This is a genomic window from Nocardia halotolerans, from assembly GCF_042650145.1.
Lineage (GTDB): Bacteria > Actinomycetota > Actinomycetes > Mycobacteriales > Mycobacteriaceae > Nocardia > Nocardia halotolerans.
The window spans coordinates 250,357-273,731 of sequence record NZ_JBHSDL010000002.1 but is presented as its reverse complement, the minus strand read 5'-3'; the positions used below and the strand labels follow the sequence as shown (position 1 = coordinate 273,731).

The 23,375-nt window shown below is 69.0% G+C and carries 23 protein-coding genes; 5 read left to right on the top strand and 18 right to left on the bottom strand.

The window, feature by feature from the left end; translation table 11 throughout:
* Positions 1–2: 2 nt before the first annotated feature.
* Genes ACFO5K_RS02315 through ACFO5K_RS02275 form a run of 9 tightly spaced genes read right to left on the bottom strand, consistent with a single transcriptional unit; the run spans position 3 to position 8,483 of the window.
* Complete coding sequence (locus ACFO5K_RS02315) at positions 3–581, bottom strand: hypothetical protein (RefSeq protein ID WP_378555439.1); 579 nt, start codon at positions 579–581, stop codon at positions 3–5.
* Positions 582–619: 38 nt separating this feature from the next.
* Positions 620–1,558, bottom strand: a complete 939-nt coding sequence (locus tag ACFO5K_RS02310; RefSeq protein WP_378555438.1) for an MlaD family protein — start codon at positions 1,556–1,558, stop codon at positions 620–622.
* A gap of 14 nt (positions 1,559–1,572) precedes the next feature.
* Positions 1,573–2,613 (bottom strand): MlaD family protein, encoded by a 1,041-nt coding sequence (locus ACFO5K_RS02305; protein WP_378555437.1) that lies wholly within the window; start codon positions 2,611–2,613, stop codon positions 1,573–1,575.
* Positions 2,610–3,713 (bottom strand): MlaD family protein, encoded by a 1,104-nt coding sequence (locus ACFO5K_RS02300; RefSeq protein ID WP_378555436.1) that lies wholly within the window; start codon positions 3,711–3,713, stop codon positions 2,610–2,612. The genes ACFO5K_RS02305 and ACFO5K_RS02300 overlap by 4 nt, the downstream gene beginning before the upstream one ends.
* Positions 3,713–4,708, bottom strand: a complete 996-nt coding sequence (locus ACFO5K_RS02295; protein ID WP_378555435.1) for an MlaD family protein — start codon at positions 4,706–4,708, stop codon at positions 3,713–3,715. The genes ACFO5K_RS02300 and ACFO5K_RS02295 overlap by 1 nt, the downstream gene beginning before the upstream one ends.
* Complete coding sequence (locus ACFO5K_RS02290; RefSeq protein ID WP_378555434.1) at positions 4,705–5,706, bottom strand: MlaD family protein; 1,002 nt, start codon at positions 5,704–5,706, stop codon at positions 4,705–4,707. Before ACFO5K_RS02290 ends, ACFO5K_RS02295 begins: the two co-directional genes overlap by 4 nt.
* Positions 5,706–6,749, bottom strand: coding sequence for an MlaD family protein (locus ACFO5K_RS02285; RefSeq protein WP_378555433.1), 1,044 nt, complete (start codon positions 6,747–6,749; stop codon positions 5,706–5,708). The genes ACFO5K_RS02290 and ACFO5K_RS02285 overlap by 1 nt, the downstream gene beginning before the upstream one ends.
* Before the next feature lie 4 nt (positions 6,750–6,753).
* The gene (locus tag ACFO5K_RS02280; RefSeq protein ID WP_378555432.1) at positions 6,754–7,617 is read right to left on the bottom strand and encodes an ABC transporter permease; all 864 of its coding nucleotides are present in this window, start codon (positions 7,615–7,617) and stop codon (positions 6,754–6,756) included.
* Complete coding sequence (locus tag ACFO5K_RS02275) at positions 7,617–8,483, bottom strand: MlaE family ABC transporter permease (protein WP_378555504.1); 867 nt, start codon at positions 8,481–8,483, stop codon at positions 7,617–7,619. Before ACFO5K_RS02275 ends, ACFO5K_RS02280 begins: the two co-directional genes overlap by 1 nt.
* A gap of 288 nt (positions 8,484–8,771) precedes the next feature.
* Here ACFO5K_RS02275 and ACFO5K_RS02270 point away from each other — a divergent pair, with 288 nt between their 5' ends.
* The 3 genes from ACFO5K_RS02270 (at position 8,772) to ACFO5K_RS02260 (ending at position 12,571) form a co-directional block, all read left to right on the top strand.
* On the top strand, positions 8,772–10,415 hold the full coding sequence (locus ACFO5K_RS02270) for an acyl-CoA synthetase (protein WP_378555431.1): 1,644 nt from the start codon (positions 8,772–8,774) through the stop codon (positions 10,413–10,415).
* Positions 10,416–10,482: 67 nt separating this feature from the next.
* The gene (locus ACFO5K_RS02265; RefSeq protein WP_378555430.1) at positions 10,483–11,709 is read left to right on the top strand and encodes a cytochrome P450; all 1,227 of its coding nucleotides are present in this window, start codon (positions 10,483–10,485) and stop codon (positions 11,707–11,709) included.
* 85 nt (positions 11,710–11,794) lie between these two features.
* Positions 11,795–12,571, top strand: a complete 777-nt coding sequence (locus ACFO5K_RS02260) for an SDR family oxidoreductase (protein WP_378555429.1) — start codon at positions 11,795–11,797, stop codon at positions 12,569–12,571.
* A gap of 62 nt (positions 12,572–12,633) precedes the next feature.
* Here ACFO5K_RS02260 and ACFO5K_RS02255 read toward each other — a convergent pair whose 3' ends face one another.
* The 6 genes from ACFO5K_RS02255 to ACFO5K_RS02230 all read right to left on the bottom strand — a co-directional run bounded on the left by ACFO5K_RS02255 (position 12,634) and on the right by ACFO5K_RS02230 (position 18,316).
* Positions 12,634–13,983: a cytochrome P450 gene (locus ACFO5K_RS02255; protein WP_378555428.1), complete on the bottom strand. Its 1,350-nt coding sequence runs from the start codon at positions 13,981–13,983 to the stop codon at positions 12,634–12,636.
* A gap of 184 nt (positions 13,984–14,167) precedes the next feature.
* The gene (locus ACFO5K_RS02250; RefSeq protein WP_378555427.1) at positions 14,168–14,755 is read right to left on the bottom strand and encodes a TetR/AcrR family transcriptional regulator; all 588 of its coding nucleotides are present in this window, start codon (positions 14,753–14,755) and stop codon (positions 14,168–14,170) included.
* Between the two features lie 32 nt (positions 14,756–14,787).
* Positions 14,788–15,174: a carboxymuconolactone decarboxylase family protein gene (locus ACFO5K_RS02245; RefSeq protein WP_378555426.1), complete on the bottom strand. Its 387-nt coding sequence runs from the start codon at positions 15,172–15,174 to the stop codon at positions 14,788–14,790.
* A complete protein-coding gene (locus ACFO5K_RS02240; RefSeq protein WP_378555503.1) occupies positions 15,164–16,063 on the bottom strand; it encodes an NAD(P)-dependent oxidoreductase in 900 nt (299 codons plus the stop codon). The genes ACFO5K_RS02245 and ACFO5K_RS02240 overlap by 11 nt, the downstream gene beginning before the upstream one ends.
* Positions 16,057–16,806 carry an SDR family oxidoreductase gene (locus tag ACFO5K_RS02235; RefSeq protein ID WP_378555425.1) on the bottom strand — a complete coding sequence of 250 codons (750 nt, stop codon included), beginning with the start codon at positions 16,804–16,806 and terminating at the stop codon, positions 16,057–16,059. Before ACFO5K_RS02235 ends, ACFO5K_RS02240 begins: the two co-directional genes overlap by 7 nt.
* 37 nt (positions 16,807–16,843) lie before the next feature.
* On the bottom strand, positions 16,844–18,316 hold the full coding sequence (locus ACFO5K_RS02230) for an aldehyde dehydrogenase (protein ID WP_378555424.1): 1,473 nt from the start codon (positions 18,314–18,316) through the stop codon (positions 16,844–16,846).
* Positions 18,317–18,484: 168 nt separating this feature from the next.
* Here ACFO5K_RS02230 and ACFO5K_RS02225 point away from each other — a divergent pair, with 168 nt between their 5' ends.
* Entirely contained in the window at positions 18,485–18,631 is a 147-nt protein-coding gene (locus ACFO5K_RS02225) for a DUF1059 domain-containing protein (protein WP_378555423.1), read from the top strand.
* An 82-nt stretch (positions 18,632–18,713) separates the two neighbouring features.
* On the opposite strand, the gene ACFO5K_RS02220 is transcribed toward ACFO5K_RS02225, so the two are convergent.
* Positions 18,714–20,129 (bottom strand): NAD(P)/FAD-dependent oxidoreductase, encoded by a 1,416-nt coding sequence (locus tag ACFO5K_RS02220; RefSeq protein WP_378555422.1) that lies wholly within the window; start codon positions 20,127–20,129, stop codon positions 18,714–18,716.
* Positions 20,130–20,216: 87 nt separating this feature from the next.
* Entirely contained in the window at positions 20,217–20,648 is a 432-nt protein-coding gene (locus ACFO5K_RS02215) for a MarR family winged helix-turn-helix transcriptional regulator (protein WP_378555421.1), read from the bottom strand.
* 112 nt (positions 20,649–20,760) lie between these two features.
* Here ACFO5K_RS02215 and ACFO5K_RS02210 point away from each other — a divergent pair, with 112 nt between their 5' ends.
* The gene (locus tag ACFO5K_RS02210; RefSeq protein ID WP_378555420.1) at positions 20,761–21,888 is read left to right on the top strand and encodes an NADH:flavin oxidoreductase; all 1,128 of its coding nucleotides are present in this window, start codon (positions 20,761–20,763) and stop codon (positions 21,886–21,888) included.
* Between the two features lie 116 nt (positions 21,889–22,004).
* On the opposite strand, the gene ACFO5K_RS02205 is transcribed toward ACFO5K_RS02210, so the two are convergent.
* Positions 22,005–23,288, bottom strand: coding sequence for a class I SAM-dependent methyltransferase (locus ACFO5K_RS02205; RefSeq protein WP_378555419.1), 1,284 nt, complete (start codon positions 23,286–23,288; stop codon positions 22,005–22,007).
* Between the last annotated feature and the right edge of the window lie 87 nt (positions 23,289–23,375).

Below are 23,375 nucleotides of genomic sequence, written 5' to 3'. Positions count from 1 at the left end.
GCCTATTTGAGCGGAATGGCGTTCTGCAGACCGCCGACATCGGCGATCCGCCAGTCGGCGTTGCGGTCGACGGTCAGCGAGTAGGCGACGGTGGTCAGGGTGCCGTCCGGGTTCTGCACGCTGGTCGAGCTGACGGTGAGATAGGCGTTGACCTTGTAGACACCACCGGACTCGGACACGATCCCGGCGCTGAGCGGGGTGGCTGTCGAGGTCCACTGCAGTGGCAGCAGGATCTGTTCCAGCTGTGGCGCGGTGGCGTCGAACTTGCTCGAGAGCTGGGTGGTGGTCCCGGTCTTCAATCTGGTGATCCACTCCCGCACTTCGCGGTAATCGATCGTGGAGGCCCCGAGCGCGTAGTCGAGGGCGAGCTGCTCGACCCGGCGGTCGTCGGCGGCGCGCCGGTCGTGCTCGGCGAGGGCGGAGCGCGCCGACCCGTACAGCAGGCCGAACACGGCCGCGGCGACGAGCAGCGCGACGACCGCGCCACCGGTCAGCACGGTCGACAGGCGCAGGGAAAGGGTCCGTGGCCGGGCATCGTCGGTCGTCGGCTCGTGGTCGCGGGTGTCGAGGTCAGTGGTCATGGTGGCCGGTCCTTTCGTCTGCCGTGGGGGCCACGGGGCTACTTGATGCCGATGCGCAGGTGCACCGTGCCGTCCTCGCCCAGGCCGTGCAGGGCTTGGTCGAGCAGCGTGCCCAGGTCTAGGTCGGGTGCTCGTGCCACCGCGTCGCCGACCACCGGTGCCAGCATCGGGCCCCAGATCGCGGCGCCGGGGCCGATCTCGGCCAGCAACGCCTCGAGTTCGACGAGGAAGGGCAGCACACCGGTGCCGGTGAAGTAGTCGGCGACAGGCCGGCTTTCGACCAGTGCCGAGCCGGATTGCACGATGGCGCTGAGGGTGGTGCCGAACTCGCCGAACAGCGGGCCCGCCGTGCTCAGCGCCGGGCCCATCCAGTCGATGTCGGCGCCGAGGTACTGCAGGTCGGCGAACAGTTGCCGCAGGCGGTCGGTCCGGCTGAGCAGGGTCGCGGCCAGCAGTCCGGTGGAGCGCCGCAAAGTTTGCATCGTGGCGTCGGTGTCGGTCAGCGCGCGGTCGAAGGTGTCGACCAGACCGGCCATCACCTCCGGGCGGATCTGGTCGAGCAGGTCGATCATCCGGGTGGACAAGGTGGTGATCGTCATCGGCGCCGGGACTCGTTCGGCTGGGATACGTTGTCCGTCGACGAGATAGGGGCCGCGGTCGTCGACCGGTTCGAAGCCGATGTAGGGCTCACCGAGCGCGGAGAGCTGTTCGATCCGGATCCGGCTCGACACCGGGATCGGGTAACGCTCGTCGATCAGCAATCCCACCAGCACCCCGGTGGCCTGTTTCCGCACCGACTCGGCGCGCCCCACCGCGACACCGTTGAGCAGCACCGGCGCCCCGGGCGCCAGCCCGCCGGAAGTACTCGACTCCAGCTCCACGCGCAGGAAGTCGCGGCGCGGATCGATGTTGAGCACCCCGAAGGTCATGTACGCGACGCCGAACACCAGGACCGCGAAGATTGCCGAAAGGGACACGGCGGCACGAGTGTTCACCGGACGGCTCCGATCATGCGCAGCAGGTCGACGACCCGGCGAGTCTGCTCGTCCGTACTCATCGTGGTAGTGGGGTCGACGACACCGATCTCGACCAGGTCGACCTTCGGACCGCGCTCGGCGAAGGGCAGCACCTTGGTGTGGATCAGATCGACGAGGGTTTTCAGGTTCGACGGCGCCGTGGTGTCGAGGGGCCGGCTGCCGAACAGCATCGGCACCACCGCGGCGGTCGTGGCGTCGAGCGAGGCGAGCAGCGGACCCAGCCACACCGCACTGGGCGCGACCGGGCCCAGTGCGGTGAGCACGAAGATGACACCGATCTGGGCGTTGATCGCGTCGGTGGTCTGGGTGACCCCGTAGGGGGTCAGCAGTTCCTCCAGGACCGGCGCGTTGTGCAGCACGCCGTCGGCGAGAGTGGTTTCCAGGCCGTTGAGGACGGCATCGACGGAGCCGAGATGGTCGGCCAGGTCGGACAGGTCGGTGCCGAGGGTTTCCGAGAGCCGGGCAGTCTCGCGTGGGTCCTGCGGCAGCACGCCGTTCATGGTGGCGATGATGTCGCCGAGATCGGTGACGGCCCCGGTGCCGATGAACACCGACAGCGCCGCCAGGATGTTCTCGATGGCCGGTGCGCGGGTGGTGTCGGTGCGGGGGATCGTCGCGCCGGGACCGAGCACGCCCGCGCCCGGCGCGCTCGGTTCGGTGAGGGCGATGTGGACGTCACCGAGCGGAGTGTCCTGGCGTAGTTCGGCCGTCGTGCCGACCGGTATTCGGACGGACTCGCGGATCTCGACTTCGGCTCGCACGTAACCGGTTCCTGCATCCTCGACCAGGGTGACGGAGTTGAGCCGGCCCACCCGCACACCGTCGGCGATCACCTTCGCGCCCTCGGGGAGATTGAGCACGCTCGCGAACTCGACCGACAGCGGGTAGGTGGGCTCACCGGTGCCCGGCAGTTCGGTGGGCAGGCCACATCCGGCCGCGGCGAGGACCACCGTGGCGGTGAGCAGCGCGTGCAGGCCGCGGCGCAGGCGATTCATCGGGCGCTCACCGCCGACAGCAGGGCGGGCAGTGCGGGGACGGTCACGGTGCCGTCGGCGCCGACCGCGCAGGGCTGCCCGGTCATCGCCTGGATCGCCGCGCAGACCTGAGGTGAATCCGATGGCGGCACCGCGATTCTCGGTGGTGCGTAACCGATGGTCGGGCGCCCCGTGGACGGGTCGATGGTCGCGGCCAGGCCGGCCGCGACGGCGGGAGTGAGCCGGATGACCTCGGCGAGTGAGCTGACGCCCGCGTTGAGTAGCGCGGGCAGCTCGGCCATCCGGTCGAGCGCGCGCACCGCCGGGGTGCCCACGAGCATCAGGACATCGTTGAGCTGGGGGAGCACCTGCACCAGGTAGGTGACGATGTCGATGATCGGCGGGAACGCGATGGTGACGATGTCGTCGAAGGTCCTGGGCAGTTCCCTGGTCATGGCCTCGACGGTGTCCCAGCCGTTGCGGGCGCGGTGCACCAGTGCGGCGAGGGCATCGATGAGGCTGCCGAGATGACCGATCGCCGCGTCGGGTGCGGCCAGTGCCCGGCCGAGCCCGGTGATGACGGCGTTAATGTCCGCGCCCGTTCCCGAGGTGGCACGGTCGAGCGCGGACAGCCCAGATCCCACGGCCGTGCGCTGGGCCGGGTCGTCCGCGGCGTTGAGTTCGTCGGCGAGTCCGGCGAGTGCGTCGAAGGTCTCCGAAAGGCTCTGCGGTGTGAGCGTGTTGGTGATGCAGGTGCCGGGTTCCCGCCCCGGGCCGACGGGTTCGTCGCCGACGAGCGCGAGCGCGCGGTCGGCCACCAGGGTGTCGTTCACGGTGACGGCGCCGACGTCGAGTGGTAGCCGCCGGTCGGCCCGCACGGTGAAGCGCACCCGGGCCGAGGTGCCGTGGGGTTCGATGTCGATCACCTCGCCCACCCGGATGCCCAGCACGGTGACCTCGCTGCCCGGGTACAGCCCGATGCTGTCGGGCATGTCCGCGCAGTAGCCGCGCACGGCGGGGGCGGGCCGGACCACCTGCCAGGTGACCGCACAGACGAGCACGAGCACGATCGTGACAGCGGTGGACAGGACGGCGCGGGAACCGAGCAACCGGACGAGCATCAGCAGCCCCCGCCCGGCACCGGGACGCAGATCCGCTCCGGCACGATGGTGACCGCGGACCGGTCGATGTGCACACCGTCGACGGTGAGCAACGGCAACAACCGCTGTTCGAGGGCGCGGACCGCGTCGAACAACGAACCCAGGTGCGTCGCGAGGGCGTCCAGCTTGCCGACGGCGTCGGCAAGGGGTTGGGCTCGCTCGCGCAGATCCCGGTCCCAGGCGCGCCCGAGCGGGGACACCTTGTGCAGCACATCGGCGAGATCACCGAGTGCCTGACTGACACTGGCCTTGTTGGTCTGCACCAGCGTTTCGAGGGTGTGCAGCATGCGGACCAGTTGCGCGAGCACCGCCGAACTCCCGTTCACGGCCGTCAGGTACTCGTCGGCCACGGCGAGTGCGCGCGAGATGTCGGCGTTCTGCTCGTTCATGACCGCGACGAGATCACCGGCGGCGCGCAGAGCCGAACGGAAGGCATCGGGGCTCTCGTCGATCGAGCCGGACAGCGCGGCCAGGTTCTGCCGCAGCACCGTGCCGTCGATTTCCCGGACGGGTCGCACGGCGTCCTGGAACACCTGGGTGAGGTTGTAGGGCAGGATGACCCGCTCCTCGGGGATCACCGCCGAACCCAGCGGTGTGTCCCCGGCCGGCTGCACGGCCACGTAGTAGCCGCCGACCACGGTCAGCATGCGGATGTCGAGCATCGTCCGGTCGCCGAGGAACACCTCCTCGCGCACGGTGAACGCCATCCGGACCCGGTCGGGCAGCAATGTCAGCGACCGCACCTGCCCGACCGTGATGCCGGCGATCCGGATGTCGTCGCCTTCGCGCAGCGCACCGGCGTGCGCCAGATCGGCGGCATACTCGCGTTCGGCGCTCGTCCCGACCACCGCGACCACACCGAGGGCGATGGTGAGCAGCACGGCCCCGCACACCCCGGCGATGCCCCAGCCCAGGTCGCCCACCCGCGCCGAGCGGCGGGCGAGCAAACGTCTCATCGGGTGCGGCACAGTGTCACCCCCTGCCCGGCGATCAGTACCCGCAGCGGCTCGGGAGCGGCGGCCGTGCCGTGCGCGCAGGTCATCGCCTCCCCGGGTGCCGGTACCGCGGCGGCCATCGTCTGGACCAGACCGGGCAGCCCGGCGAACACCTCCGCGGCGACCCGCGGATCCGGGAAGGCCCTGCGCAACGCCAGGTCCAGGTCGCTGCCCTCGTCACCGGTGATGCCCGCGGCCGTCAGCATCGCCCGGATCGGCTGGATCACCGGGGGAATGGCGAGCGAGAAGTCTACGAGACCGGGCAGCTTCTCGGCGATAGCGGTGAACAGGCTGGTCAGATTCGTCAGCAGTTGCACGGCCTGCCCCGACTTCCCGCCGAGGCGATCGGCGATCTGGGCGAGATTGCGCACGAGCGTGGACAACACGGCCTGGCGGTCGGAGGCGTAGCGGCTCAGCGTGTCGACGGCGTCGAGCGCGGGACCCAGTCCCGACCCGTCGCCCTGGATCACCGCGAGCAGGCTGGTGGTGAAGCGGTTGATCTCCTCGGTGGACAGCTGCGCGAGCACCGGCTGCAAGCCCTTGAACAGCGTCGTGATGTCGAAGGACGGCACGGTTTCGGCGGTGCCGAACACGGCCTCCGGCGCGCGCGGTGTGCTCGGCCGGGCCGGTGCGACGATCTCGAGATACCGGAAGCCGGTGAGATTCTGGTACCGGACCGCGATCGTGGCGCCGGTGTCGATCGGATGTGCGCGGACCACGGTGAACCGCACCCGGGCCAGGGCGCCGTCGAGGTCGATCCCCGACACCTTGCCCACCTGCACCCCGTGCAATCGCACATCGTCGCCGATGCGCAGGCCGTTCGCGTCGGTGAACAGCGCGGTGTAGGTGTCGGTGGCACCACGCACCGGTCGCTCGATCAACCGGAAGATGCCTACCAGGGCCACGATCGTCAGCGCCAGCGCGATCGCCACCCGCAGGGCCAGGGAGCGGGTTCGCATCAGCGACCTCCGTTCGCGGTGCCGAGCAACGCGGTGAGCGGCACGGCCAGCCCCGGCACGGTGTCGAGCTCGACCGCGACCCGCAGGATCGGGCCGTCGGGGGTCTCGCGGAAGGCGGCGCCGAGCCGTTCGAGCAGCGCGGCGAGGCGCTGCGCCGAGTGCCCCGGTGGGCCCACCGTCGCGGTGACCTCGTCGAGCAGCAAGCCGGCCATCGGTGTCAGGCCCGCGAAATGCGTGCGGGCCGTGGTCATCAGCGCGGTGACCGCGGGCAGCAGTTCGTATTGCATATCGCCCCAGAACTCCGCGAAGCGGGCCAGGTTCTCCGGCGAGCGGAGGTATTCGTTGGTGTAGGCGGCGTTGAGCACGTCCACCGCGCCGGTCAGCATCGGCGGCAGACCGGCCAGCACCGAGCCGAACGAGCTCGCCAGGACCGACGGGGGGAGTCGGCGGGTGTCGGCGTAGGCACGCAGCGTGGCGCCGAGTGCTTGCAGCAGCGGGGTGAACGAGCGCAGGTCGGTCGAGACCTTGCGCAGCAGTTCGGCGAGCTGCGGGGTGAGTACCTGCTCGGTGAGTCCGCCGGTGGATCGCAGCAGGGCGGAGAGGGTGGCGTCGCGGACCCGGTCGGTGTCGAGGTCGACGGAGGAACCGTCATCGAGTTCGGTCCCGCCGGGGCGCGGCACGAGATTCAGGGCGCTGATGCCGAAGAGGTTGCCGGGCGCGAATTCCACGTCCACGGTGTCGGTGAGCCCGAACAGCTGCGGGCGCTGCAAGACGACCGCGATCTTCTCCCGCCCGTCACCCACGGGAGTGATGGCCTCGACCGAGCCGACCCGCACCCCGTCGAGGCGCACATCGGTGCCCGGCCCGACACCGGCGCCCACTCGATCGGTGTGCAGCGACACCCGGATCTCGTCGCGTCCCAGCGACTCCGGGTACACGTGCCACGAGAGCACGCCGACGATCAGCACGACGACGGCGCAGACGCCCAGGACACGGGCGCGTCGTGGTCCGACCTCGGTTCCGGGAAGGGCGTACGGCGGCATGGGATCACCCCGTGAACGTGATCGGGGAGCGAAAGCCCCAGAGAACGACGGTGGCCACCATGTCGAGCGCGATGATCGCCACCAGGCTGGCCCGGATGGCCCGCCCGGAACCGATGCCGACGCCCTCGGGCCCGCCGGTCGCGAAATAGCCTTGGTAGCAATGGATCAGCACGACGGCGATCGCGAACACCACCACCTTGACGGTCGCGGCGACCACGTCCCAACCGAGCACGAACTGATCGAAGTAGTGGTCGTAGGTGCCGGCCGGCACGTCGTGGATCGTGGTCACGATCAGCTCGCAGGACAGATAGCTCAGGATCAGCGCCACGACGAAGGCCGGTGCCACCGCGATGATCCCGGCCACCACCCGGGTGGTGACGACGAAGGGCACCGACCGGATACCCATCGATTCCAGCGCGTCGATCTCCTCCGAGATCCGCATGGAGCCGATCTCGGCCGTCATCCGGCAGCCCGCCTGCGCGGCGAAGCCCACCCCCGCCGCGATCGGCGCCAGCTCTCTGGTCACACCGAACGCGGAGATCAGCCCGCTGAGCTGGCCCAGCGCCATTGCGTCGAGCGCGTGGTAGGCCTCGATGCCGATGGAGGCACCCATCGCCGCGCCCATCAGCAGCATCAGCGGCACCACCCCGCCACCGACGATGACCGACCCGCGTCCCCAGGTCATGTCCGTGATCGCGGTGAGCGTCTGACGCCGGTAGCGCGCCAGCGTGTACGGCACCGAGGACAGCACCTGCCAGCAGAACCCGATGACGAAGCCCAGGGACTGGATCGGGCTGACCGGGCCCACCCGGCGGCGCAACCGGCCCACCCAGCGCACACCGAACGGCAGATAGGGGCTGGCGGTCATCAGGCCGCCCGCATCGGGACGAACATCGTCACCACTTGGGTGACAACGGTATTGAGCACGGTGATCGCCGCGACCGAGAGCACCACCGCCGCATTGACACCGTCGGCCACTCCGCGTGGACCGCCCCGGGCCTCGAGCCCGCGCTGGCAGGCGATCACGACCACGAGAAAGCCGAACATCAGTGACTTCGCCAGTGACACCCAGACATCGAGGGAGGTGGTGAACGCGCCGAACGAATCCCAGTAGCTACCGGGCGTGACATCGAGCGCGGTGACCGCCACGGCGTAGCCGGCCGCGATGCCGACGACGATGATCAGCACATTGAGCAACGGGGCGATCAGCATCATCGCGGCGATGCGCGGCACCACGAGGCGCTGGACCGGATCGACACCCATCACCCGCAGGGCGTCGACCTCCTCGCGGACGGTGCGAGCGCCGAGGTCGGCCGCGATGGCGGCGGCGCCCGCACCGCCGAGCAGAATGCCGGCGGCCATCGGCGCACCCTGTTTGATCACACCGAGCCCGCCCGCGGCACCGATCATCGAGTTCGCGCCGAGCTGGGACACGATGTTGCCGACCTGGGCGGACAGGATCACCCCGAACGGAATGGCCATCAGGACGGCGGGCACTGCCGTCACCTTCACCAGAAACCAGGCCTGATGGAGGGTTTCGCGCAACTGGAACCGCAGGCGTACCGCGTCGCCCGCGCCGATCCGGACGGCGGTGGCGCCGATGCGCAGTGCGCGGCCGAAAGTGGCGAGCGCGGACACGATCGTCTCGGCGAAGTTTCGTCGCAGTACCGTGCGCGCTGACAGGGGAATATCGGCGGGTGCGGGTGGCAATTGCGTTGTGGGCCCGGCCCCGATATTCACTCGCGAATTCCTGGAGAAAGCAGGAAACATTGCGCGTCCCCTCGGTGATCAGATGCCCGTGCAATCAACTGGACACCAGTCTGGACGGTACTACATGCTTTCTCGCGGCGGCGGGGTTTCGGGACTTTCCCAGCATGTCGAGTGGGGTTGCGCCGCCGCGCTGTTCATTCCGGTGCCGTCCGTCGATTCGCTCCTCGAAACGACCGGTTCTTCGTATGATGGACACCTGTCCGGACGGTAATTCGACCAAGCGGTCGGATGAATAGATGAGGTGCGCGCTCGATGGTGGCTTTCAGTTTGTCGAACGTCTTCGAGACGGTGGCCACGGTGATTCCGGCACGGGAATTCATCGTGCAGGGCGACCGTCGCGTCACCTATGCCGAAACGAACCACCGGGTCTCGGGATTCGCGCGATTCCTGGTGGGACGGGGGATCGGTCTGCGCACGGCGCGCTCCACGCTCGCCCGGCACCAGTCCGGACAGGACCATGTGGGCGTCTACCTGCGCAACCGCACGGAGTACCCGGAAATCCTGATCGGGGCCTACCGCGCCCGCGCGGTCCCGTTCAACATCAACTACCGCTATGTGGAGCAGGAGCTGGCGTACCTGCTGCGCGACGCGCGGACGCGAGTGCTGGTGTACCAAGCCGAATTCGCGCCACGAGTGGCCGCGGTACTGCCGGATCTGCCCGAACCCGTGCTGCTGATCCAGGTCGCCGACGACAGCGGTCACGACCTGCTGCCGGGGGCCGTCGACTACGAACAGGCGGTGGCCACCGCACCCCCGGGTGCGCTGCCCGAACCGGACGGCGAAGACCTCTACCTGCTCTACACCGGCGGCACCACCGGGATGCCCAAGGGTGTGCTCTGGCGTCAGGACGACATCTACCGTGCCGCGATGGGCGGTACCCGGTTCGGCACCGGCGAACAGCTCGATTCCTATGCGGAAGTGGCGGATTCGGCGAACGCTACCGGCGGTGCGTACCGCTTGGTCGTGGCCGCGCCGTTCATGCACGGCGCCGCGCAGTGGTTGCTGTTCCAGGCCGTCACCAACGGTGGCACCCTGGTGCTGCCGACCGTGGCCGACCGGTTCGACGCGGCCGCGATCCTGGACGCGGTGTCGAAGGAACGGGTGGTCGCGCTCCCGGTGGTCGGTGACGCGATGGCGAGACCGATCGCGACCGAACTCGAACGGCGAGACTACGATCTGAGCGCGCTGGCCGCGATCCACAATGCGGGTGCGCCACTGACCCCGGCTGTCCGGCAGCGGCTGATCGCGGCGTTCGACCGGCCGATCCTCGTTGTCGATTCGGTCGGCTCCTCGGAATCCGGCATCCAGATGACACAGATCTTCGATGCCGCCGCCTCCGTTCGTCCGGGCAGTTTCGTGCCCGCCGACCCCCACACCGCGGTGATCGACGAGGAGCTCGGCAAGATCGTCGACGAACCCGGATCGGTGGGCTGGCTGGGCCGCAGCGGTCGCATCCCGCTCGGGTATCTCGGCGACGAGGAGAAGACCGCGCGGACGTTCCCGGTCGTCGACGGGACGCGCTGGTCCATCGCGGGTGACCGCGCCAGGATCCTCGACGACGGGCGGATCGAGCTGCTCGGGCGCGACAACCTGACGATCAATTCCGGCGGCGAGAAGATCTTCGTCGAGGAGGTCGAGCGCGCCCTGGCCGCACATGCCGCGGTGCTCGACGTCGTCGTGGTCGGCCGGCCGTCGCAGCGGTGGGGCAGCGAGGTCGTGGCCATCGTGCACGTGGACGACGATCGCGTCACCGATGCGGACCTGCTCGCCGAATGCGCCGAGCACATCGCCGGCTACAAGCTGCCCAAAACCATCCTCCGGTGTCCGGCGATCCTGCGCTCGCCCACCGGCAAGGCGGATTACCGGTGGGCCCGGGAATTCGTCACCCGCACGTGAGGCGGTCACTGTCGTGCTCGCCTCGACCCGATGATCACCGCCCGGTTCCCGGGCACAGGAGGTACTGGTGTCCCCGCTCTCGTTGCCCGCCGAACTGGATTTCTCCGACCCCGCGCTGTGGGCTGATCGCGCGCCCGTGGCGGAGTTCGCGTTACTGCGCAAGACCGCCCCCGTGTGGTGGAACAGCCAATCCGACGACAAATGTGTGCCCCACCAGGACGGTGGGTTCTGGGTCGTCACCAGGCACGAGGATGTGCGGGCGATCTCGCGCGACCCCGGGTTGTTCTCCGCCGCCGCCAAGGGGTCGGTGCTCCGGTTGCCCGGGACCGTCACGGCCGACACCTTCGAGGCGACCAAGGCCATGCTGCTGAACCTGGACCCGCCCAAGCATTCCCAACTGCGGCGGATCATCTCTCGCGGGTTCACCCCGCGCGCGATCGAAGCCCTGCGCGCGGCGCTGACCGTGCGCGCCGAGGCCATCGTGCACGCGGCTCGGGCCGACGGTGGCGGCGACTTCGTCGACCAGGTCGCCCGTGAGCTGCCGCTACAGGCGATCGCCGAATTGTTCGGCGTGCCACAGCGGGACCGGTTGCGCCTGTTCGACTGGTCGAATCAGATGCTCAATTTCGACGACCCCGAATACGGTGATCCGATCGAGGCGACGGCGGGCCTGCTCGGCTATGCCTGGCAGATGGCCGAGACCCGCCGCCAGGATCCCGGCGAGGACCTGGTGTCCAAACTCGTCACCGCCGACATCGACGGGCAATCGCTGACCCCGGACGAGTTCGGCTTCTTCATGATCCTGCTGACAGTGGCGGGCAACGAGACCACCCGCAACGCGACCACCCACGGGATGAAGGCCTTCGTCGACCATCCCGAACAGTGGGAGATCTTCCGCGCGCAACGCCCGCGCACCACCGCCGACGAGATCGTGCGCTGGGCCACCCCCGTGATCGCGTTCCAGCGCACCGCCACCGCGGACACGGAGCTGAGCGGGCAACCGATCCGTCGCGGGCAGCGGGTGGCGATGTTCTACAGTTCGGCGAATTTCGACGAGTCCGTGTTCGGCGACCCGTTCACCTTCGACATCCGCCGAGACCCCAACCCCCACCTGGGTTTCGGTGGCACCGGCCCGCACTACTGTGTCGGCGCGAATCTGGCCCGCCTGCAACTGGAACTGATCTTCGGCGCCATCGCCGACGCGATGCCGAACCTGCGCCAGGTGGCCGAGCCCACCCGGCTGCGCTCGAGTTTCATCAACGGCATCAAGCACTGGCAAGTCAGCTACGAGTAGGGATTCCGGGGCCCCGGCGAGGCAATACGTAGTATTGTCCAGACAGGTGTCCAGTTCTGGTCTGGGCCGGGAGGAAGGTGCGACCATGCCACGATTCGAACCCCATCCGCCGAGCCGGCCCGCGGTGGTCACCGGCGCCTCGTCGGGCATCGGCGCCGCCACCGCGCAAGCCCTGGCCGAACTCGGGCATCCCGTGGCGCTGGGCGCGCGGCGGGTGGCCGAGTGCGAGGCGGTCGCGAAGGTCATCCGGGACAAGGGCGGTACCGCGTTCGCGCACCGGCTCGATGTGACCGACGACGACTCCGTCGAGGAGTTCGTCGCCGCCGCACGCGAAGAACTGGGCGACATCGAGATCCTGGTGTCCGCGGCCGGGGTGGTGAAATTCGGTCAGGTGTACGAGATGTCCTCGGCCGACTTCGTCCGCCAGCTAGACGTGCACCTGGCGGGGCCGCACCGGATGCTGCGGCAACTCGTTCCCGGCATGGTCGAACGGCAACGCGGCGATGTGGTGCTCATCGGCTCGGACTGCTCGGTGATCCCGCGTCCCCGCACCGGCGCCTACAGCGCCGCCAAATCCGGGTTGGAGACCCTGTCGACCCAGCTGCGCATGGAGCTCGAGGGCACCGGGGTCCGGGTGTCCTTGGTGCGGCCCGGGCCGACCGCGACCGAGATGGGGACCGACGCCACCGTCGAGGACATCGAGCCGCTGCTGCAGGACTGGTCGAAGTGGGGATTCACCCGGCACCCCTACATGCTGCGCGCCTCCGACCTGGCAGCGGTGGTCAGTGCGGTGGTGAGCACGCCGCGCGGTGCGCACGTGATCGTCAGCGAGGTGCAGCCCGAAGCGCCGTTGCGAAGGTGAGCGCCCGCTGCGGTGGGGAGCGGTTGGCCGCACGGCGGTGACCGCTCCCCACCGCAGGTTCGCTATCGGCGCCTGCGGTACCGCACGCGGCACGGCTGCTGTAGCTGGACGACCATCTTGGAGTGATCGTTGCGGTAGGTATCCGAAGGCTGCGCCATCTCGAACTCCCAGTCGCGCAACAGGATCGAGAAGATGGCCTTCATCTGCATGAGCGCGAACGCGGCGCCTACGCAGCGGTGCCTGCCCGCGCCGAACGGGATCCAGGTCCAGCGGTTGACGATGTCGGCCTGTTCCGGGTCGATGTAGCGGCCGGGATCGAAGGCATCGGGCTCGGGGAAGTCCTCGGGCAGCCGGTTCGACACCGCCGGTGTGGCGGCGACGAGATCGCCCGGTGCGATCCGATGCCCGCACACCTCGAATTCGTCCCTGGCCACGCGCATCAGGATGATGAGGGGCGGATGCAACCGCAGGGTCTCCTTGAGTGCTGCCTCCAACTGCGGAATCTGGCGCAGCGCACGGAAACTCACCTCGGAGCCGTCGGCGAAGAGGCTGTCGAGTTCGCCCACCACGGAGGCCAGGGTGCCCGGATGGCGGAGCAGTTCGATCATCGTCCAGGCGGAGGTGCCGGAGGTGGTGTGGTGGCCGGCGAACATCATCGAGATGAAGATGCCGGTGACCACCGAGGCCGAGAAGCGCGGGTTCCCGTCTTCGTCGCGTATCGAGACCAGCACATCGAGCAGATCCCGTTCCTCCTTGCCCTGTGGTGGCGTGGCGATGCGCCGATCCATGATCTCGCCGACCAGCTCGACGAGTGCACGGCGCGATTCGTCGCGTTTGCGGAAACTCTCGATCGGCAGATAGGGATCGACATAAGCGAGCGCGTCGGTGCCGCGCTCGAGATCGTGATACAGCTCGGCGAAACGGCTGTCGAGTTCGTTGCGGAATTTGGTGCCGATGAGGCAGGCCGAGGAAGTGTAGATCGTCAGCTCGGCGAAGAAGTCCAGCAGATCGATCTCGCCGGAATCGCCCCATCCGGCGATCATCCGATCCACTTCGTGCGAGATCGTCGCCGCGTGACCGCGCATCGACTCCGCGCGCAATGCTTGATTGTGCAGCATTTCCTTGCGGCGCTCGGGGCTCGCGTCGAAAACGACTCCTTCGCCGAAGATCGGTTTCATGAACGGGTAGGCCGCCTCCTGGTCGAGGTCCTCATCGCCTGCCCGGAAGAAGAATTCGTTGGCCTCGGCGCCGGAGAGCAGCACCACATCGCGCCCGGCGAGCTCGAAGACCCCGACGTCGCCGCACTCCTGGCGCACCCGCCGCATCAGGGCGATCGGATCGGTGCGCAACTCCTCGAGGTGACCGTGCTCGTGTTCGCCGCCGGAGACTCGCCGCGGTTGCAGAAGCGTCATCGAAGACCTCTCAATCTTGTCGGTCAGGCGGCCCCCGATGTCGTTTCGCACCGCACTGCCGCGCATATAGACACGTGTCCAGACGGTACTACAGTTATCGGTCGGGGCGCAATATACACAAAGAACCGCCACCCGATCCGGGTGGCGGTTCTTTTATGTGTGTCGCGGCGGGTGGACCCTTGTGTCACTGCAGGATCAGATATACCGACTTCTCGATCCGGTCCGCCATTTCGTCATATGTTCCGTACCCCATGCCCGCGCGCACCAGCGCACCCGCGTAGAGCATTTCGAACGCCGCGAGGACATCGAGGTCGGGATCGGGGCCAAGGGCGCGAGCGATGCGCTGACGGATCTCCAGGCCGATGCGCACCCGCAGATGCGATACGTCCGGGTCCTGCCCGAGCAGGGCGCTGGTGACCGCGCCCGCCAGCTCGGTCTCCCCGCCGACCATCAACGAGACCTGGCGCAGCGTGGCGACCACCCGCTGCGCCGCGGTCTGATCGCTGTCGTGCTCGAGCTGCGGGGACTGCAGCAACCGGCGCCAGAACACCTCCGCGACCAGGTGTTCCTTCGAGGAGAAGTACGTATACGCCGTCGCGGTGCCGACGCCGGCCGCCGCGGCCACCTGGCGCACGGTGAGCCCGGCGAAACCCTGCTTTTTGATGACGTCGACGGCGGCTTTCGTCAGCCGATCGACGGTGTCGGCCTGCTTCTCGGTCAGCCGCCGACGGGTGGCCTCGAGAATTGCGGGATCAGAATGGTTTTCGGACACTGTTCCATATTAGTCGGGTCGATGCTCGATGCCTATTTGAGCCTGCGCATCCGCGGTTCGCCCCCGTCCCGCACACGAGCGGTGACGGTGCTGATCGCGGTATCGAGGCGGGTGCCGTTCGGCCAGCCGACATAATGACACAGGAACAATGCGATTTCGCGAAGCTGCTCTTCCGACATTTCCTTGTTGTGCAGGGCACCGTGGATCTGGATCTCGGCGGTCTCCATCCGGCCCTGGGCGGTGAGCGCGCCCAGCAGCAACAACCTGCGGTCGCGGTCGCTGAGTCCGGGGCGGGACCAGATCTCGGCGAACAGGTGGTCGACCGTGGTGGCGAAGAACGCGCCGTCGATCTCGGGCGGCTTCCAGCCGTAGACCTCCTGCATTCGGGTGAGTCCGCGGGCACGGGCGTCATCGGTCATCATCTGCTCCTGTCGATTGCCGGGTGGGGTGGGGGAGACCTAGTCCGGCGGCGAGGTGTTCCAAACCCTGCCGTGCCAGCGGTAATTCGGTACCGAGCCGGTCACCGAGGTCCAGGGCGAGCCGCAGATCCTTCTCGCCGAGATCGCGGACGTGGCTCATGATCGGCAGCCAGGGGTCGTCGCCGGTGAGTGCAGCGGTCGTCTCGCGCCACATGATCGCGCCGGCGCCGCCGGTCACCGCATCGGAATGGCGGACCACCTCGCCGAGGCGGCGGACGTCGAGACCGGCGTGCTCGGCCAGGCGCGCGGCCTCGGCCGCGGCGGTGAAGGAAACGAAGTGCAGCAGGTTTCGCGCCAGCTTCATCCGCGTGCCCGCGCCCACCGGACCGGCGTGCACGACCAGGTCGGCCCAGCAGCCGAACGGACCCTGTACGGCCGCGAAGGCGGACTCGCTGCCACCGACCATCACCGCGAGCCGGCCCTGCTTCGCGCCGGGCGCCCCACCGCTGACCGGCGCGTCGACGAGATCGACGTCGCGTGCTCGGCACAGTTGGGCCAACTCGACCGCGGTACTGTCGGCGATCGTCGAATGGACGGCCACCACCGTGCCCGGACGCGCGGTGCGCAGGATGCCCTGGTCACCGGTGAGCACTTCGCGGACCTGTGCGTCGTCGAGGACGGTCACCGAGATCACCGTGGCCCGTGCCGCGACTTCGGCCGCGCTGGCGGCCACCGCGACGCCGGCCGCCGCGAACTTCTCGGTGGCGCTCGGTCGGGCGTCGCACACCACCAGGCCACCGGACCAGTCGACGAGCCTGCGCGCCATCGGAGCGCCCATGTTGCCGAGCCCGATGTAGCCGACCCGGGGTGCGGGTGCGGCGCTCACGATCGGATCACCTGTCCACCGTCGACGTTGAAGATCTGCCCGGTGACCCAGTCGGCGTCGTCGGAGAGCAGGTACAGGCACGCGCCGACCAGATCCTGCGGTGTGCCCATCCGTTTGAGCGGCAGCCGCTCGATCATGCCCGCGACGATGCTGGGCGGGGTGATCGTCTTGGTCGCCTCGGTGTCGATCGGGCCGGGGGCGATGGCGTTGATGCGGATGCCGGAGCCGCCGAGCTCTTGCGCCAACTGCTGGGTGAGGCCGTTCACGCCGACTTTGGCCAGGCCGTAGAAGCTCGAGTACGTCCACGCGGCCGTGGAGGACTGGTTGATGATGGACCCGCCCGTGCGCTTCATCGTGGGCCACACGGCCCGGGTCACATTCAGGGCGCCGTCGAAGTTCACGCTCATGAAGTGCTTGTAGTAGTCCCACGGCACCGTCAGCAGCAGGTTCAGCTTCATGGTGCCGTAGATGGCGGCGTTGTTCACCAGATGATCGATGCCACCGAACTTCTCGACGGTGAAGGCCGCGAGCGCGGCGGCGGAGTCGGGATCGGCGACGTCGACGGCGCAGAACGCCGCGACCCCACCCGCCGCGACGATCTCCTTCGCCACCGACTCACCTGCTTCGGCATTGATGTCGGCCACCACGACCCGGGCGCCCTCAGCGGCAAGCGCTTTGGCGTAGGCCGCGCCGATGCCCTGGGCCGCGCCGGTGACGATCGCTGTCCGGTCGGTGAAACGTGTCATGGGAAACTCCTCGAGAACTGTTGGGGGCCGACGATGTTCACGCCGGATAGGCGACGAGTTTGGTCTCGAGGTACTCCTCGAAGCCCGCGACGCCCATCTCGCGTCCGATGCCGGACTGCTTGTAGCCGCCGAACGGCGCGTCGACCGAATACCAGGTGCCGCCGTTGACGCCGAGGGTGCCGGTCCGGATTCCGGAGACGACCTTGTCGATCCGCTCGGGGTCGGTGCCCCACACCGAGCCGGACAAGCCGTAGGGGGAGTCGTTGGCGATCCGGATCGCCTCGTCGTCGCCGTCGTAGGGCAGGATCACCAGCACCGGGCCGAAGATCTCCTCCTGCGCCACCCGCGACTGGTTCGGCAGTCCGGCGATCAGGGTGGGCTCGACGAAGAATCCCTCGTCCCGCCCGGCCGGTCGCCCGCCACCGATCACCACCTCGCCGCCTTCGCGCCGGGCGAGCGCGATATAGCTCTCGACCCGGTCGCGCTGTCGTGCCGAGATCAGCGGGCCGCAGACGGTGCGCCGGTCGGCCGGGTCGCCGGCGCGGATACCCGACATCGTCGCGGCGGTCACCTCGAGGGCCCGGTCGTAAGCGCTGCGCGGCACGAGCAGTCGCGTCGAGAGCGCGCAGCCCTGACCGGCGTGCACACACACCGAGAAGGCGGCCATAGCGCAGGCCGCCGCGATGTCGGCGTCGTCGAGCACGACGAACGCGGACTTGCCACCCAGTTCGAGAAAAACCTTCTTGACCGTGCCCGCCGCCGCGGCCATCACGGATCTGCCGGTCGCGGTGGAACCGGTGAAGGAGACGAGGTCCACCCGCTGGTCCTCGGCGAGCTGGGCACCGATCAGGTGGTCGGCGGCGGTGACCACGTTGAACACACCCGGCGGGATGTCGGTGTGCTCGGCGGCGAGAATTCCCAGCGCGGCCGCGCACCACGGGGTGTCGGGCGCGGGTTTGAGCACCACGGTGTTGCCCGCCGCCAGTGCTGGGCCGACCTTGGCGAGGTTGATCTGGTGCGGGAAGTTCCACGGCGTGATCGCCCCGACCACCCCCACGGCCTCCCGGCGCAGTTGCCTGCGGGTGCGCATGCCCATCGGTTCGGCGATCGGCAGATCGGTTCGCCAGGAATAGGATTCGGCGAGATCGGCGAAGAAGCCCAGATCGTGCACCGGCCCCTCCAGATGTGGTCCCGCCGTGAGCATGCGCGGTGCGCCCGCCTCCGCGATGGTGATCTCGCGCAGCTCTTCGATGTGCTCGCGCAGCGCCTCGCGCAGTTGCCGCAGGCAACGCGCCCGGAAGGCGGGATCGGTCGACCAGCCGGTGTCATCGAAGGCGGTACGAGCGGCGGCGATCGCCGCCGCCATGTCCTCGGTGCGAGCATCGGCCGCCCAGCCCAGGTGCTCGCCGGTCGCCGGGTTGCCGGTCGCGAAGACGCCACCGGACCCCTTGCTCAGTTTTCCGTCGATCAGCAGCGTGCAGCCGTCGTCGGGACGCAGATTGCTCGGCACCGTGTCTCCCTCAGTGTCTGGACAGGTGTCTAGACTGTATTTCAACTACGGTACGACGACAAGGGCTCAGGTGAAATCCGAAGTGGCCGAGGGGTGCTCGGGTAGGGCGAGACGTGCCCCTGCGTGGGCGGTACTGTCCGGACAGATGTCCGATCGAGAGGATCAGAAGTGAAAACCAGACTGCGCTGTCCCTGCGGAGACCTGATCGTCGGCGCCGACGAAGACGACCTGGTCGAGCGCGCGAACCAGCACTTGAGCGCCAACCATCCCGACCACGACTACACCCGCGAGGAGATCCTGCTCTTCGCCTACTGACCACTCTGCGCGACTCACCCGCCGCGAGCGTGCCGGCAGCCGGTTCGCGGTGCCCGCGAACCGAGTTTCCGGCGACGGTCGATCAGCGTGATTCGACCGGCTCTCCCGGACGGGTGGTGGTGAGGTGCGACGGTGTGCGCGGTATCGCGAGATCGGTCGCTGTGCCGTGCAGGATTGTTCGTGAGGTGAGCCATTCGCGGCCGGAGTCGCCGATCTCGCGCACCAGATCGGTGAGGACCGCGGAGGTGTCCTGGTGGCGCAGGGCACGCACGGCCAGATGCAGGGCCCGTGCCGGGGTGTACAACTCGGCGGGCCGGTGGGTGCGGGAGAAGATGCCCGCGGTGATCGCCGCCAGCTCCGGGTCGGCGGCCGCGCTGCGGTAGAGCTCGATCTCCAAGGGGCGCATGGCTTCCCCAAGGGCCAGCCGGTTGGTCCAGTGGAAGATCTCGCGACATTCGGTGATGCGACGGCGCTCCCATCGGGCCAGCGCCGCGTCGAGTGCGCGCGGATCGTCGAGGACCCCGGCGACCGATTCGGCGAGCAGCCGCCCATAACGCAGGGCGTCGCGAATGCCCTGCGCGGTGACGGGATCCTTGAAGTGACCCGAGTCGCCGGGCAGCGCCCACCCGGGGCCCGTGGAACGCCTGAAGTAGGAGGACAGGCGTGTGGCCGCGCGCACCCGGCCGACTCGGGTGCAACCCCGCAGGCGGGCCGTTAGCTCGGGGATCCGGGCGACGGCCTCGGTGTAGTTGCGTTCGGCCGTGCCCCGGCCGTGCCCGTCCGCGCGCCCGGCCGGAGGCTGGACCAGGCAGAGCACCAGTCCGTCGTCGCAGGGAAAAGCGGTGCCCAGATCGGCACCGGCGCGCCACTGGGTCGCGACCTGGCGCGGATGCGCGCCGGAGTCGCGCCAGTAGGCGTAATAGCAGTCCCGCCCGCTGGGCACCGTGAGAAACGGCCGCTCGGCAGCCGCTGCCCGCGCGATCGTGCTGCGGCGACCGTCTGCCCCGACGACCAGCGCGGCACGGATCTCTCCGACCCGGCCCGCATCGTCGAGGTAACGCACTCCGACGCAACGATTTCGGTCCCAGAGCACCGAGGTGACCCGGCAGCGCGACCGCACCTCGGCACCGGCGGCCTCGGCGACGCGCACCAGCGCGGTATCGAGTCCGGTGCGGCGCACGCACATGGCGTAGTCGACGCCGTCGACCGCGGGGAACGAGGAGGCGACGGTGTGACCCGCACCGTGGGCGAAGGCGTTGGTCAACCGGGGCGCGCCCAGGGCTTCGACTGCCGTCAACGCGCCCAGCCGCCGCAATTCGGCCAACCCCGCCGGCCACAGCAGATGCGTGGACAGGGTGTCGGAGGGAAAAGCGGCGGCGTCGAGAACCACGACCTCGCGGCCGGCCCGTGCCAGCGTGGCGGCGGTGGCCGAACCGGCGCACCGGGCGCCGACGACCACGGCATCGACCCACTCGACCGTGGGCAGGGCAGCACTCATGCGCCCTATTGTGCCCGGACGGGGGCGTGGGCCACGTCGATCAAAACTCTTCGGCCGCAGCCGGTTTGCGCGGCGGCTCGGGCGTACTCACTCCGGGCGAACGAGGAAGACCCGGTTCAGCAGCGCGTACAGGCTGTCGCGGTCCCGGTCGCAGAGACTGTTCAGGCCGTCACGGGTGACACACATGTTCGCCCTGACCGCGTCGGTGACGCGCTCGCCCTCCGCCGTGATCACCACGTTGGTGACGCGACGATCGGTCGCGCTGGTCTCGCGGCGCACCAGGCCGCGCTTGGCCAACCGGTCGATGATCCCGGTGACGTTGGACGCGTCGCAGGCCAGCGTCTCGGCGAGCGCGCGCATCGCGATCGGCCCCCGGCGCAGCACCACCAGTGCCTTGCTCTGGCTCGCGGTGAGGTTCTGGCTCGCCGACGCGGCGGCGAAGTCGCTGTAGTAGACGCCCAGCGACACCGACAGCAGCTCCAGCAGCTGGGCGGTGTCGGCGTGGGGATCGTCGGGCATGAGCCCACCTTATCGGCAGAAACTTGACCATCTCAAATATCTACCTCTACCGTGGCCATATTGCTTGAAGTTCTCAACCATCGACTTTGTCAGGTAATTATGAGGAGCATCTGTGATCGTCACCGCGTCCGACGCCACCCGCACGGCCGAGATTCTGTCCAGGCCCATCACGCTGAACGGCCTGACCGTTCCGAACCGCATCGTCATGGCGCCGATGACACGCATGTTCTCCCCGGGCGGCGTACCCGGTGACGATGTGCGCTCCTACTACGCGCGGCGTGCCGGCGCGGGCGTGGGGCTGATCGTCACCGAGGGGACCTACGTCGGTCACGACTCGGCCGGGCAGAGCGACCGGGTGCCACGCTTCCACGGCGACGAGCAACTGGCCGGCTGGGCAAAGGTCGCCGCGGACGTCCACGCGGCGGGCGGCACCATCGTGCCCCAGCTGTGGCACATCGGCATGGTCCGCAACCACGGCGAGGCTCCCTACCCCGACGCACCGCCGGTCGGTCCCTCCGGTATCGATGTCCACGGCAACGAGGGCGCGGGCAAGGCGATGACCTCGCGTGACCTGGACGAGGTCATCGCCGCGTTCGTCGAGGCGGCCGCGGCTGCCGAGCGCATCGGTTTCGACGGCGTCGAACTGCACGGCGCCCACGGCTACCTGCTCGACCAGTTCCTGTGGGAGCGGACGAACCGCCGCGACGACGCCTACGGCGGTGACCCGGTGTCACGCACCAAGTTCGCGGCCGAGATCGTGGCCGCGGTCCGCGCCGTCGTCGCACCGGAGTTCCCGGTGATCTTCCGCTACTCGCAGTGGAAGCAGGAGGCATACCAGGCGCGTCTGGCCGAGACCCCGCAGGAGCTGGAGGCGATCCTGGCGCCCCTCGCCGCGGCCGGTGTCGATGCCTTCCACGCCTCCACCCGCCGCTACTGGCTGCCCGAATTCGACGACTCGGACCTGAACCTGGCCGGCTGGACCAAAAAGCTCACCGGCAAGACGGCGATCACGGTGGGTTCGGTCGGTCTCGACGGCGACTTCCTGCGCGCCTTCACCGGCGAGGGCGCCGCACTCGGCAGCCTCGACAATCTCCTCGACCGCCTGGAGCGCGACGAATTCGACATGGTCGCCGTCGGCCGCGCCCTGCTCCAGGACCCGCAGTGGGCGGCGAAGGTCTTGGCCGGGCGGCTCGACGAGGTGAAGCCCTACGACGCGGCAGCCTTGAACACCCTGAGCTGAGGCGGACACACCGAGCCGGCCCGCTCGCCTGCGCATCTCGCACGACGATCAATCGGTCGCGGTCGAGCCGTGCCGGGCGGCGGGACCGGCATCGGGGGGTCATCGGACCTCGGCGGCTATCCCCAGCTGCGCCGGGTAGCGGGCATACCGGCGTTGCCCGTCGCCTCCGGCACCACGCCCAGCACCTGATGAATCCCGAGCCCACCGTCCTCGAAACCCAGCGCCGAGGCCGCCATGTAGAGCCGCCAGATCCGGGCCCGGCCCGCACCGGCGAGCGAAACCGCCTGCTCCCAGTCATTTTCGAGATTCGCCACCCATTGGCGCAGGGTGCGCGCGTAGTGCTCGCGCAGGGCCTCCACGTCCCGGACCTCGAAACCGGCGCGCTCCATGGCCAGCGCCACCTCGCCGACGTCGACGAGCTCACCGTCGGGGAAGACATAGCGTCCGACGAAGGAACGACTCCGCATGACCGAGCCGCCCGGGGAGGAAATGGCGTGGTTGAGCAGCCGTCCACGCGGCCGCAACAGCGCTCGCAAGGTGTCGAAGTACTCGGCGGCCCGCTTGGAGCCGACGTGTTCGAACATCCCGATCGAGGAGATGGCGTCGAACCCCTCGCCACGCAGGTCGCGATAGTCGGCGAGCCGGATCTCGACTTTGCCCGACAATCCCGCTTCGGCGACTCGCCGGCGGGCGAGCTCGACCTGCTCTCTGCTGATGGTGACTCCGACGACCTGCGCCCCATAGGTCGACGCGGCGTGTATCGCCATCGAGCCCCACCCGCACCCCACATCGAGCAGGCGCATCCCCGACTGTTCGGACAGGCCCAGTTTGCGGCAGATCAGATCGTGCTTGGCGCGCTGGGCGGTTTCCAGCGAACCGTCGTCGTCCGGGACGAATCGTGCACAGGAGTAGGTCATGCTCGGCCCGAGCACCAGCCGGTAGAAATCGTTGCCGACGTCGTAGTGATGGCTGATCGCCGCCGCGTCACGGCGTTTGGTGTGCAACGGCCCGCGCTGCGGGCGCGCCTCCTCCGGCGGTCGCGGTGGGCGCCGACCCAGCGCCCCCAGTTCCCGCGCGGCGCCGATCGCCCGCCAAGCCGCCCCGGCACCGAGGCGCGCGTCGTTCGGGGCGGTCGACTGCAGCGCCCGCAGCATCAGGAAGATGTCACCGTCGAGATCCACCGTGCCGGAAACGAACGCCCGCCCCAACCCGAGTTCGCCCGGCGCCCAGACCAAATGGCGTAAGGCATCCACCGACCGCACCCGCATCGTGCCTGCGCTGTCGCCATCGGGCCGGATCCTGCTGCCATCCCAGAATTCGAAGCTCACTGCCGGCCGCGGCCCCAAGGTGGCGCGCAGCAGTGGTCCGAACGAGTCCGCGATCGTGGCCTTGTCACCCATCCGACCACTATGGCCCGCCGCGCTGCGCTGATGTGGCAACGACGCGTGGGTGTTCGGGCCGATATCGCACCCCGGCTGTCGTCAGCG